Consider the following 12,782-nt stretch of genomic DNA (forward strand, 5'->3'; position numbering starts at 1 on the left):
ATTATCGCACGGCGTCCGGTCAGTCCGGAATCCTCGCCAGCTCGTCCATCCACACGGTCGCTTCCGAATCGCTGGGCGCGCGCCAGTCGCCGCGCGGCGACAGCGAGCCGCCGTTGCCGACCTTCGGTCCGTTCGGCACGCACGAGCGCTTGAACTGGCTCGTCTTGAAGAAGCGCCACAGGAAGATGCCCAGGTTTTTCTTGATCGCCGCGAGGTCGTACTGGTTGCGCGCCGGGTTGCCGCCTTCGGGCCACGGGCCGGCCGCGCGATCGTGCCACGCGCTCCACGACAGGAACGCGACCTTGGCCGGGCCGAAGCCGTAGCGGATCGTGTAGTACAAATTAAAATCCTGCAGCTCGTACGGACCGATGAAGTCTTCCGTCACCTGCGCCGGCTTGCCCGCCTCGCCCTGTTTGCCGGGGACCAGTTCCGGGCTGATCTCCGTCTCCAGCACGTTGATCAAGACGTCGGAACCCGTCTCGCCGATCTGCTTCGTGTCGGCGACCCAGCGTACGAGGTGCGAGATCAGCGTCTTCGGCACGCTCGCGTTGACGTTGTAGTGGGACATGTGGTCGCCCACGCCGTACGTGCACCAGCCCAGCGCCAGCTCGGACAGGTCGCCGGTGCCGATCACGATCGCATGATGGTGGTTCGCGAGGCGGAACAAATGACTGGTGCGCTCGCCCGCCTGCACGTTCTCGAACGTGACGTCGTACTGCTCGGCGCCTTCCGCGTACGGGTGGCCGAGGTCCTTCAGCATCTGGATGCAGCTGGGGCGGATGTCGATCTCGTGCGCCGTGCAGCCGACGACGCGCATCAGTTCGCGCGCCTGGCGCAGCGTCCTCTCGCTCGTCGCGAAGCCCGGCATCGTATACGCGAGAATGTTCGTGCGGGGCAGGTCCAGCTTGTCCATCGCCTTCGCGCAGACGAGCAGCGCGTGCGTGGAATCGAGGCCGCCCGAGATGCCGATCACGACCTTCTTGTGCCCCGACGACTGCAGCCGCTGCACGAGCGCCTGCACCTGGATGTTGTAGACCTCCGTGCAGCGCGCGTCGCGACGGCGGCCGTCCGCGGGGACGTACGGGAAGCGCTCGACGAGGCGCGCCAGCGGCAGGTCGCGGTCGAGCGGCAGCGCCACGCTGAACGGTTGCACGCGGAATTTCTCCACCTCGTGCGCGTGGCGGCGCACGGACTGCGCGAACGTCGTCGTGTGCATGCGGTCGACCGACAGGCGCTCCAGGTCGACGTCGCCGAAGATGATGTGCGATTCATCCAGGAACCGCTCGGACTCCGCCAGCAAATCGCCCTTTTCGTAGATCAGCGACTGGCCGTCCCACGCCATGTCCGTCGTCGATTCGCCTCGCCCCGCGGACGTGTACAGGTACGCGGCGAGGCAGCGCGCCGACTGCTGCGCGACGAGCTGGTGGCGGTAGCCGCTCTTGCCCACGACGACGTTCGACGCCGACAAGTTCACCAGGACCGTCGCGCCGGCCAGCGCGGCATACGACGACGGCGGAATCGGGACCCACACGTCTTCGCAGATCTCGACGTGGAAGCGGAACAGCGGCTGGTTCTCCAGCTCGAAGATCTGCTCGGGGCCGAACGCCACGTCCTGGCCGAGCAGCGAAATCCGGTCGACGGCCGCGTTGTCCGCCGCACTGAACTGCCGACTTTCATAAAATTCGCCATAATTGGGCAGGTAGCTTTTCGGGACCACACCCAGGATGCGCCCACCCGCGACGACGACGGCACAGTTGAACAGCACGTGGTTCACGCGCAGCGGCGCGCCGACGACGAGTGCCAGCGGCAGGGACGCCGATGCGGCGACGACGTCGGCCAGCGCGGCCAGCACGGCGTCGAGCAGCGCGCGCTGGTGGAACAGGTCGTCGCAGGTGTAGGCCGAGAGGCCCAGTTCGGGGAAGGCGACGAGCACGGCGCCCGCGTCGGCAGCGTCGCGCGCGAGGCGGATCGTTTCCTGCGCGTTGAACTTGGGGTCGGCCACCTTGCAACGCGGGCTGGCGACGGCCACGCGCGCGAAATCGTGGGAATACAGGTTGAGGAATCGCTTATCCATAAGTCGTCACAGCTGAGTCATCGCGAACGGAAGTCATCTTGAATTATCGCACGCATATCGTTTCTTCTCTGTCCGAGATCGGCCAGCCGGCCTGGGATGCCCTCGTCGCGCTGCAGCCGGAACCGAACCCGTTCCTGTCGTTCGCGTTCCTGCACGCGCTGCACGAATCCGGCAGCGCGACACCGGAAACGGGCTGGCAGCCACAATACATCGCCCTGTACGACGCCGACGATGCGCTGGCCGCCGCCCTCCCCCTGTACGTGAAAGGCCATTCGTACGGCGAGTACGTGTTCGACTGGGCGTGGGCCAATGCCTACCAGGAGCATGGGCTCGACTATTATCCGAAGCTGCTGTGCGCGATCCCGTTCACGCCCGTCACGGGCCCGCGCCTGCTCGCGCGCGACGCCCGCGCGCGCGCGGCGCTCGTCGACGTGCTGGTCGCGACGCAGAAGGCGACGGACGTATCGTCCACGCACGTGCTGTTCCCGCCGGACGACCAGGCGCAGCAACTTGCGGCCGCGGGCTTCCTGCTGCGCAGCGGCGTGCAATTCCATTGGATGAACGCCGGCTATGCCACGTTCGACGACTTCCTCGCGACACTGGAACACAAGAAGCGCAAGAACATCCGCGCCGAGCGGCGCAAGGTGCGCGACGCGGGCGTCACGTTACGCCGGGTGCGCGGGCCGGACATCCTCGACGAAGACTGGCGCTTCTTCACGCGCTGCTACCGCAACACGTACGCGGAACATTTTTCGAAACCTTACCTGAACCTGGACTTCTTCCGCCGCATCGGCAAGACGATGCCTGCCAACCTGATGCTCGTGATCGCGGAACGGGACGGCCGCCCGATTGCCGCGTCGCTCGTCGTGCACGACGCGACGACGCTGTACGGCCGCTACTGGGGCGCGCTCGAACACGTGCCGTGTCTGCACTTCGAGGCGGCGTACTACCAGCCGCTGGAATTCTGCATCGAGCAAGGGATCCAGGTATTCGAGGGCGGTGCGCAGGGCGAGCACAAGATGGCGCGCGGCTTCCTGCCGACGCGCACGTGGTCCGCGCACTGGCTCGCGCACCCGTCGTTCGCGAATGCCGTCGAGCGGTTCCTGGAACGCGAGGCTGGCGGTATCGACGATTACATCGACGAGCTCAATGACCGGAATCCGTTCCGGACGTGATATGGATGAGCGATCCGCGCGTACAATGATGAGGAGATAACCTCAGCCGGAGGAGAGTCAATGTCGCTCCCTGCAGTCGCTCACTGGTGGCGCTTTGCGCCCACCCAGCTCCTGGAAAAGTACGCCGACCGCACCTTCGACAGCGTCCATGGCACGGAAACGCGCACATTCGCCGACCTGAAGACACTGGACATCGGCGGGGCGAACAAACGGCACGGCGAACGCTACCAGCCATCGCCCGTGTACTCGCTGCGGCGCGTGCTCAAGCGGCTGGACATTCGCTACGCCGACTTTTCCTTCGTCGATTTTGGCTCGGGCAAGGGACGCACGCTGCTCATCGCCAGCGAACTGCCGTTCAAGCAGGTCGTCGGCGTCGAGTTCAGCGCCGACCTGCATCGACGGGCGCAGGACAATATCGAGCGCTATGGCAAACGACAGGCGGACGCCGTCGTCTCCGTCCATGCGGACGCGACCGAGTTCCCGCTGCCCCAGGACGACCTCGTCCTGTACTTCTTCAACCCGTTCAGCGCGCCCGTGCTGAGCAGCGTGCTCGACAACCTGATCGCCTCCCTGCAAGCCCACCCGCGCAGGGTCATCCTGATTTACCTCTGTCTGCCGGACGCGCGCTGGCTGGACAAGCTCACCATGTTCCGGCGCCGCGCGACGTGGCACAACTACGTGGTGCTCGACACGACGGCGCCGCGGCACTAGGTCGCGAGGCGAGCGAGGGCTGCATCGATCGCCCCGGCCGGCAGCATGTAGCGCGCATATGGCACGCCGCGGATGGGTGGCAGATCGTGCTCGCGCCGGAAGCCGATGCCTTCATACAGCCGCAAGGCCGTCGCCATGATGGGGCTCGTGTGCAGGCCCACCGCCGGCGCGCCCGCGCGCGCGGCCCGTTCGAGCGTGGCAGCAACCAGGGCACGCCCGACGCCGGCGCCGCGTGCCGCCGGGTCCACGACCAGCATGCGGATCACGGACCAGTCGCCGGGAAAGATCGCGCTGCGCGGCCGCCCTGGCCCCACGTGCACGATGGCGCCGATGACGGCACCTTCCCGCTCGGCCACGAGCAGGTCGCCAACGGCCGCGAGGTCGGCCATGCGGCCAATGCCCGTGCCGAACGATGGCCAGTCGTCGTAGTCGTCCGCGTACTGGGCGAACGCCGCCAGCGCGACAGCGTTGACGGCGGCGCGGTCCGTGTCGGCGTACGTGCGGATGGCGACGCCGCTCATGCGGCCCGTCCCAGGTCGCCCCTGCCCAGCCACAGCGCCGGATTGTTGTCGGCCACGTCGCGCAGCAAATCCCACACGACTTTCACGCGGCGCAGCCGGTACAGGTCGGTCGGCGCGGCGAGCCAGAACGAGCGCTCCGCATAAAAGCCCGGCAGCACCTGCACGAGCCTTCCGTCGTCCGGCACCGCGTACGGCGGCGCCATCATGAGGCCCATCCCGAGCGACGCGGCCTCGACTTGCGCGCCCATCCCCAGCGCGCACAGGCGGCGCCGCGGCGTGAAACCCAGTTCGTTCAGGTACGACAGCTCGCGGCTGGCCAGCCGGTCCTGCACGTAGTCGACGAAGTCGTGGCGCTCCAGGTCCGCGTGCGTCCGGATCGGCGGATGCTTCGCCAGGTAGGCGGGCGCCCCGTACAGGTAGAAGCGGAACGTGGCCAGGCGCGCGACCACGTAGCGGCCCGTCGACGGCGGGTCGAGCATGACGCCGAGGTCGGCCTCGCGGTTGGCAAGGTTGGCGAAGCGGGCCAGCGACAGCATCTCGATCGACAGGTCCGGGTGCGCTTCGAGCAGTGTCACGAGCAGCGGCGCCACCACGCGCACGCCGAACACTTCCGGCAGCCCGAGGCGCACGACGCCCTGCGCCGCGATCTCCGCGCCGCTCAGCTGCTCGGTGGCCGCGAGCGCCGCGCCTTCCATCGCCTCCGCATGCGGCAGCAGCGCGAGCCCCATCTCGGTCAGCTCGTAGCCTTCGCGCGAGCGGTCGAACAACGTGGTGCCGAGCTGCTGCTCGAGGCGGTCGATGCGGCGCGCCACCGTCGTGTGCTCGACGTCGAGGCGGCGCGAGGCCCCCGACAACGTGCCGGCGCGCGCCAGCTCGAGGAAAAACCGCATGTCCGTCCACTCCGGCAGGCTGTGCATGTCGTCTCCTTCGCCGTTCGACGCGGCTTTTTCGAGAACCCGTTGTTTGATATCAAGATGACATATTGTGCACCAGTGCACATTGCCGCTGCAACGTTTTCGAATCAGCCCTTGCGTATGCACAGCAAACGGGATTTCCAGACGTCGCATCGTTGCCACGCCCCTGGCGCCCCCTTTAAAGGGCGCTTCACTCTGCTGTGCATAATTGCACAACCAGTGGGCGCGGCGTTGTCTTTTCAGCCAAATTTATCCGAGGCACACTTCCATCATGCGAAACGTACCTGAACGCATAACACCAAACAAAATCAGGAGACATTCAATGCGTGTTAGCAAGCAGAACCCGAAGGGGCCGATCCGCTCCGCCATTTCCATCGCCGTGCTGATCGCGATGTACGGCAGCGCGATCGGCATCGCCCATGCCCAGGAAGACGCGAATGGCGCCCCTGCCGCGGCGCCGCAGGACGACATCGGCAAGGTCGTCGTCACCGCCCGCCGCCGCGCCGAATTGATCCAGGACGTGCCGGGTGCCGTGACCGCGCTGTCCGGCGCCGAGCTCGAAAAGCAGGCGATCCCCGACCTCACGGCCCTCACCGACAAAGTACCGAACACCACGTTGAAGACGTCGCGCGGCACCAACACGACCTTGACCGCGTTCATCCGCGGCATCGGCCAGCAAGACCCCGTCGCCGGCTACGAGCAAGGCGTCGGCATCTACCTCGACGACGTCTACCTCGCGCGTCCGCAAGGCGCCCTCACCGACATCTACGACCTCGAGCGCATCGAGGTGCTGCGCGGCCCGCAAGGCACGCTGTACGGCCGCAACACGATCGGCGGCGCCGTCAAGTACGTCACGCGCAAGCTGGCACCGAAGCCCATGCTCGACGCCAAGGCCACGCTCGGCAACTACGACGAGCGCGACCTCGTCGTCAAGGGCAGCACGCCCGTCTCCGACATCCTGCGCGTGGGCGGCACGCTCGCCACGTTCAACCGCCATGGCTACGGCCACAACGTCCTCACCGGCCAGCAGAACTACAACAAGGACCTGTGGGCCGGCCGCGTCAGCGCGGAACTGCTGCCGAGCAGCGACCTGTTCATCCGCTTCGCCTACGACCGCACCGTCGACGACTCGCAGCCGCGCCAGGGCTACCGCCTGACGCCCGGCCCGGCGCCGGCCAGCGTGCAGCCGCTGCCCGGCCTGTACGACACGCGCGCCGACCTGTACTCGGTCGTCGGCCACAAGCAGCAGGTGATCAACCAGGGCACGTCGCTGCTGCTCGACTACACGATCGATCCCACCTTGTCGTTCAAGTCGATCACGGCGAACCGCAAGTCGGAATCGTATGCCCCGATCGACTTCGATTCGCTCGAGACCCCGCTGTTCGAGGCCCCCGCCATCTACAGCGACCACCAGACGAGCCAGGAATTCCAGCTCACGTACACGGGCTCGCGGCTGCAGGGCGTGGCCGGCGTGTTCTACATGAAGGCCAATGCATTCAACAAGTTCGACGTGCTGTACAACGCGGCCGGCGGCCTGTCGCTGCTGACCTACGACGACATCGACACGAGGACGTGGGCCGCCTTCGCCGACGCCAGCTACAGCGTCACGGACACCTTCAACGTCACGCTCGGCGGCCGTTATACGGACGACCAGCGGCGCGCGCGCATCTTCAAGCAGACCTATCTCGGCCTGGGCGGCTCGGCGCTGCTGGGCAATCCGAATGCCGTCGCGTTCGGCAAGCCGAACACGGACCTCGGCAAGGACGACCTCGACCGCACCGACAAGAAATTCACGCCGAAGGTCGGCATCGGTTGGAAGCTCGCGCCGGAACACAATCTGTACAGCACGTTCTCGAAAGGCTTCAAGGGCGGCATGTTCGACCCGCGCATGGACTTGACGGCATCGGGTGGCCCGAACTCCGCAGCGTCGCTCGCGAAGCGCCGCGGCGTCGCGCCGGAAGAAGTCAGTACCATCGAGGTAGGCCTGAAGTCGTCGATGAACGGCGGCCGCCTGCAGACGAATGCGGCCGTGTTCTACACGGACTACAAGAACGTGCAGATCCCCGGCTCGATCCCGACCTACGACGCGAACGGCAACGTGAACGGCTTCGCCGGCACCTTGACGAACGCGGGCAAGGCGAAGATCGACGGCCTCGAGCTGGAAATGATCGCCTACCTGACGAACGCGCTGAGCGTGAGCGCCATGTACAGCCACATCGACGCCAAGTACAAGGAGTGGTTCGTCGCCAACGGCGCCAGCCTCGTGAACATCGCGAGCAGCACGGAGTTCCAGAACACGCCGAAGAACGCCGCCAACCTGTCCGTGAACTACGACTGGCCGCTCGCCGTGGCGGGCCGCGCCGGCACGCTGAGCCTGACGAACAGCCTCGCGTACAAGAGCAAGGTGTACCAGACCGAGATCGCGCGCCCGACCGGCGTCGCCAGCCTCGACGCCACCATCCCCGGCAACCTGGCGCTGTCGCAAGGCGGCTTCAGCCTGTGGGATGCGGGCCTCGTGTGGACGAGCGCCGACCGCAAGTACCAGGTCGGCCTGCACGGCCGCAACCTGACGGACAAGCGCTACAAGGTGGCCGGTTACAACTTCTCCGGTTTCTTCAACTCCGTCACCGCGTTCTACGGCGACCCGCGCACTTACCGCGCGACGCTGGACGTGAAGTTCTGATCGTCCGTCCGGCCGCGAGGAGAGTCCCGGACGGGGCTCTCCACCGGGTGCCGCTCAACCCATTAACGGTCACATGTCCACCTACACCGACATCACCTTCAGCAGTGACGATGGCTTGTCGCTGCACGCGCGCGACTACGCGGGCGCGGGCGGTCCGGCGCGCCTGCCCGTGATCTGCATCCACGGGCTCACGCGCAACGCGGCCGACTTCGACGAGCTTGCGCCGCGCATCGCCGCCCTCGGCCGCCGCGTGCTCGCCGTCGACGTGCGTGGCCGGGGCGAGTCGCAGCGCGATCCGAATCCCGACAACTACGCACCCGGCGTCTACGCGGCCGACATCGCCCGCCTCGCGTGGGACCTCGGCATCGGGCGCGCCGTCTTCATCGGCACATCGATGGGCGGGCTGATCACGATGACCCTGGCGGCGCGGCGCATCGACCTCGTCGCCGCCGCCGTGCTGAACGACATCGGCCCCGTGCTCTCGGAAAAAGGCCTCGGGCGCATCGCCGGCTACGCGGGCCGCGCGGCCACCGTACACTCGTGGGAAGCGGCCGCCGCGTGTATCCGCCACATCAACGCCTGCGCGTTCCCCGACAACGACGCGGCCGAGTGGGACAAGTGGGCCCGCCGTGCCTTCGCTCCGGCCGCGGCGGGCGGGCTCGCGCCCCGTTACGATCCGAACGTCGCGATCGCCCTGCAAACCGGTAAACTCAGGCCGACGTCGCTGGCGCTGCGGATGGCGTTCCGCAAGCTCGCGCGCGAGCGCCCGCTGCTGCTCGTGCGCGGCGCGCTGTCCGACCTGATGGAAGAACGGCAGACGGCGTGGATGCGGCGCGCGGCACCGGCGATGGCCTATGTCGAGGTGCCGAACGTGGGTCACGCACCGATGCTGACGGAACCGGCGGCGCTCGACGCCATCGTCCAGTTCCTGTCACGAGTACCCTGAAAAGAACCACTAGGAGACGAGATGAACCACATGAAATCCCTGCCCGCCGCCCTGTTCGCCGCCTTCGCCCTGACGGCAACGGGCACCGCCCTCGCCGCCCCCGACCTGAAGGTGGCCCTCATCGCCGGCAAGACGGGCCAGCTGGAATCGTATGCGAAGGAGACGGAGACCGGCTTCATGCTGGGCCTCGAATACCTCACGGGCGGCAAGATGGAAATCAACGGCCGCAAGCTGAAGGTGATCGTCAAGGACGACCAGGGCAAGCCCGACCTCGCGCGCACCCTGCTGGCCGAGGCCTATGGCGACGACAAGGCCGACATCGCCGTCGGCACCACGTCGTCCGGTGCCGCGCTCGCGATGCTGCCCGTCGCGAAGGAATACAAGAAGGTGCTGGTCGTCGAGCCGGCCGTCGCCGACGAGATCACGGGCGCCAAGTGGAACAAGTACATCTTCCGCACGGCGCGCAACTCGATGCAGGATGCACTGGCGGCCGCATCCACGTTGAAGAGCGGCAGCATCGGCTTCCTCGCGCAGGACTACGCGTTCGGCCGCGACGCCATCAAGGCCGGCAAGGAAGCGCTGGCCGCGACGGGCAGCAAGGCCACCGTCGTGCACGAGGAATACGCCCCGGCCGCCGCGACGGACTTCACGGCACCCACGCAGCGCCTGTTCGACGCCCTGAAGGACAAGCCGCAACCGCGCGTGCTGGCCATCGTGTGGGCCGGCCCGAACCCGATGAACAAGATCGCCGACATGAAGCCGGAACGCTATGGCATCTCGCTCGCGCCGGGCGGCAACATCCTGCCCGTGATGAAGACGTGGAAGGCATACGCGGGCACGGAAGGCACGATCAATTACTACTACGGCTTCCCGAAGAACAAGATGAACGACTGGCTCGTGGCCGAGCACACGAAGCGTTATAAAGTCCCGCCCGACATGTTTACGGCCGGCGGCATGGCGGCCGCGGCGGCCGTCGTCGCGGCGCTGCAAAAGGTCCCGTCGGGGAACGGCGACCAACTCGTGACGGCGATGGAAGGCATGTCGTTCGAGACGCCGAAAGGTACGATGACGTTCCGCAAGGAAGACCACCAGGCGCTGCAGCCGATGTACCACTTCCGCATCAAGAAGGACCAGAAGAACGAGTGGGACTTGCTGGAACTGGTGCGCGAGATCCCGGCCAGCGAGCTGCCTCTGCCGGTCCGCAATAAGCGCTGACATGACCGCACCTTCGCTCGCCACGCGCGACCTAACCATCCGCTTCGGCGGCCACGTGGCCGTCAACGCGGTGACGGCCGAGTTTTATCCGGGCACGCTGACCGTGATCGTGGGTCCGAACGGGGCCGGCAAGACGACGTACTTCAACCTCGTGTCGGGCCAGCTGCCGGCGACGTCCGGCACCGTGATCGTGCGCGGGCAGGACGTCACCCGGCTCGGTCCCGCGCGCCGCACGCGGCTGGGCGTCGGGCGCGCGTTCCAGCTGACGAATCTGTTCCCGCATCTGACTGTGCTGGAAAATGTGAGGCTCGCGGTGCAGAGCCGCGCCGGCATCGGCATGAGCATGCTGTCGCTGTGGTTCGGCCATCGCGACGTCATCGAGCGCGCCGAGCACTACCTGGAACGTGTCGCATTGACGACTAAGCGCGGCGCCCTCGTCGGCACGCTGTCGCACGGCGATCAGCGCAAGCTCGAAGTCGCGATCCTGCTCGCGCTGGAACCCGAGATCCTGATGTTCGACGAACCGACGGCCGGCATGAGCGTGGACGAGGTCCCCGTCGTGCTCGACCTGATCCAGCAGGTGAAGGCGGAGCGCAACAAGACCGTGCTGCTCGTCGAGCACAAGATGGACGTCGTGCGCGCGCTGGCCGACCGCATCATCGTACTGCACAACGGCACCCTGGTGGCGGACGGGCAGCCAGCCGAGGTGATGCAATCGAAAATCGTGCAGGAGGCCTATCTTGGCACCCCCGAACCCGCGTGACGACCTGACGACGAAGCTGCCCATGAGCGAACCCATCCTGACCCTGGCCGGCGTCCACACGCACATCGGCCAGTACCACATCCTGCAGGGCGTCGACCTCGTCGTGCCGCGCGGCGGCCTGGCCGTGCTGCTGGGCCGCAACGGCGCCGGCAAGACGACGACGCTGCGCACGATCATGGGGCTGTGGAAGGCCAGCCGCGGGACGATCACGTTCGACGGCCGCGACATCACGACAATGTCCACACCCGACATCGCCCGTGCCGGCATCGCCTACGTCCCGGAAAGCATGGCCGTGTTTTCCGAGCTCACCGTGCGCGAGAACCTGCTCCTCGCCGCGCAGAGCGGCCCGCTGGACGCGGCCCGCGTGGACTGGATCTGCGGCTTCTTCCCCGCGCTGAAGAAATTCTGGCACTACCCGGCCGGCAACCTGTCGGGCGGCCAGAAACAGATGGTCGCCATCGCGCGCGCGATCGTCGAGCCAAAGAAGCTGCTGCTCGTCGACGAGCCGACGAAGGGCCTGGCACCAGCCATCGTGCAAAGCCTGATGGCCGCGTTCCGCGACTTGAAGGACACGAGCACGACGATCCTGCTCGTCGAACAGAATTTCAACTTCGTGCGCAGCCTGGGCGACACCGTCAGCGTGATGGACGACGGCCGTGCCGTACACGCGGGCCTGATGCACGACCTTGCGTACGACGAGCCCCTGCAGCAACGCCTGCTGGGCCTGTCGCTCGACTCGCACCAATGAACGGAACCGACATGAGTGCAACTCTACCGATCACCCAGGCCGACGCGCCGCTGCCGGCCGCGCGGCGCGACATCACCCCGCTGCTGCTCGTGCCGGCCGTCGTGCTGGCCGCGCTTCCGTTCATGAGCTTGCCCACATGGGTCACGTTGACCGTGGCGGGGCTCGCGATGGGCATGATGCTGTTCATCATGGCCAGCGGCCTCACGCTCGTGTTCGGCCTGATGAGCGTGCTGAACTTCGGCCACGGCGCGTTCGTGTCCGTCGGCGCGTTCACCGCCACGTTCGTGCTGCTGCCGATGCGCGGCTGGCTCGAAATGGATTCGCTGCTCGCCAACCTCGGCGTGCTGGGCCTGGCCGTGCTGCTGGCGATGACCGTGACGGCCCTGCTCGGCTGGGCGTTCGAACGCATCATCATCCAGCCCGTGTATGGCCAGCACCTGAAGCAGATCCTCATCACCGTGGCCGGCATGATCGTCTCCGAACAATTGATCAACGTGATCTGGGGCCCGGAACAGATCGCCGTGCCGCTGCCGGCCGCGCTGCGGGGCGCCGTCTTCGTGGGCGATGCCGCGATCGAGAAATACCGGCTGCTCGCGGTCGTCGTCGGGCTCGTCGTGTTCGCCGCCATGCTGCTCACCTTGAACCGCACGAAGATCGGCCTGTTGATCCGCGCCGGCGTGGAAAACGCCGAGATGGTCGAGGCCATGGGCTACCGCATCCGCCGCGTGTTCGTCGGCGTGTTCGCAGCCGGATCCGCGCTGGCAGGGCTCGGCGGCGTGATGTGGGGGCTGTACAAGGAAACGCTGGTGGCGCATATGGGGAGCGAGATCATCGTGCTGATCTTCATCGTCATCATCATCGGCGGCCTCGGCTCCGTCGGCGGCTGCTTCATCGGCTCGCTCTTGATCGCCCTCGTCGCGAACTACGCCGGATTCCTCGCGCCGAAGGTGGCGCTCGTGTCGAACATCGTGCTGATGGTGGCCGTGCTGCTGTGGCGCCCGGCCGGCCTGTATGCGAAAGGACGCCTCTGAC

The 12,782-nt window shown here is 66.8% G+C and carries 11 protein-coding genes; 8 read left to right on the plus strand and 3 right to left on the minus strand.

What is annotated here, in order from left to right:
* Positions 1 to 19 precede the first annotated feature (19 nt).
* Positions 20 to 2,074, minus strand: coding sequence for an NAD(+) synthase (locus NX784_RS14695; protein ID WP_258817429.1), 2,055 nt, complete (start codon positions 2,072 to 2,074; stop codon positions 20 to 22).
* Between the two features lie 38 nt (positions 2,075 to 2,112).
* Here NX784_RS14695 and NX784_RS14700 point away from each other — a divergent pair, with 38 nt between their 5' ends.
* Positions 2,113 to 3,249 carry a GNAT family N-acetyltransferase gene (locus NX784_RS14700; protein ID WP_258817430.1) on the plus strand — a complete coding sequence of 379 codons (1,137 nt, stop codon included), beginning with the start codon at positions 2,113 to 2,115 and terminating at the stop codon, positions 3,247 to 3,249.
* A 60-nt stretch (positions 3,250 to 3,309) separates the two neighbouring features.
* The gene (locus NX784_RS14705; protein ID WP_258817431.1) at positions 3,310 to 3,960 is read left to right on the plus strand and encodes a class I SAM-dependent methyltransferase; all 651 of its coding nucleotides are present in this window, start codon (positions 3,310 to 3,312) and stop codon (positions 3,958 to 3,960) included.
* Here NX784_RS14705 and NX784_RS14710 read toward each other — a convergent pair.
* Positions 3,957 to 4,481, minus strand: coding sequence for a GNAT family N-acetyltransferase (locus tag NX784_RS14710; protein WP_258817432.1), 525 nt, complete (start codon positions 4,479 to 4,481; stop codon positions 3,957 to 3,959). The two genes, NX784_RS14705 and NX784_RS14710, sit on opposite strands and share 4 nt — an antisense overlap.
* Positions 4,478 to 5,398, minus strand: a complete 921-nt coding sequence (locus NX784_RS14715) for a LysR family transcriptional regulator (protein WP_258817433.1) — start codon at positions 5,396 to 5,398, stop codon at positions 4,478 to 4,480. Before NX784_RS14715 ends, NX784_RS14710 begins: the two co-directional genes overlap by 4 nt.
* Positions 5,399 to 5,717: 319 nt before the next feature.
* Here NX784_RS14715 and NX784_RS14720 point away from each other — a divergent pair, with 319 nt between their 5' ends.
* The 6 genes from NX784_RS14720 (at position 5,718) to NX784_RS14745 (ending at position 12,781) form a co-directional block, all read left to right on the plus strand.
* On the plus strand, positions 5,718 to 8,078 hold the full coding sequence (locus tag NX784_RS14720) for a TonB-dependent receptor (protein WP_258817434.1): 2,361 nt from the start codon (positions 5,718 to 5,720) through the stop codon (positions 8,076 to 8,078).
* A 73-nt stretch (positions 8,079 to 8,151) separates the two neighbouring features.
* Positions 8,152 to 9,024, plus strand: coding sequence for an alpha/beta fold hydrolase (locus NX784_RS14725; RefSeq protein ID WP_258817435.1), 873 nt, complete (start codon positions 8,152 to 8,154; stop codon positions 9,022 to 9,024).
* A gap of 21 nt (positions 9,025 to 9,045) precedes the next feature.
* Complete coding sequence (locus NX784_RS14730; protein WP_258817436.1) at positions 9,046 to 10,239, plus strand: substrate-binding domain-containing protein; 1,194 nt, start codon at positions 9,046 to 9,048, stop codon at positions 10,237 to 10,239.
* A gap of 1 nt (position 10,240) precedes the next feature.
* Entirely contained in the window at positions 10,241 to 11,002 is a 762-nt protein-coding gene (locus tag NX784_RS14735) for an ABC transporter ATP-binding protein (RefSeq protein ID WP_258817437.1), read from the plus strand.
* Positions 11,003 to 11,024: 22 nt separating this feature from the next.
* The gene (locus NX784_RS14740) at positions 11,025 to 11,750 is read left to right on the plus strand and encodes an ABC transporter ATP-binding protein (protein ID WP_258817463.1); all 726 of its coding nucleotides are present in this window, start codon (positions 11,025 to 11,027) and stop codon (positions 11,748 to 11,750) included.
* 11 nt (positions 11,751 to 11,761) lie between these two features.
* Positions 11,762 to 12,781, plus strand: a complete 1,020-nt coding sequence (locus NX784_RS14745) for a branched-chain amino acid ABC transporter permease (protein WP_258817438.1) — start codon at positions 11,762 to 11,764, stop codon at positions 12,779 to 12,781.
* Position 12,782 lies beyond the last annotated feature (1 nt).

Origin of the sequence: Massilia pinisoli (assembly GCF_024753285.1) — a bacterium.
Classification (GTDB): domain Bacteria; phylum Pseudomonadota; class Gammaproteobacteria; order Burkholderiales; family Burkholderiaceae_D; genus Telluria; species Telluria pinisoli.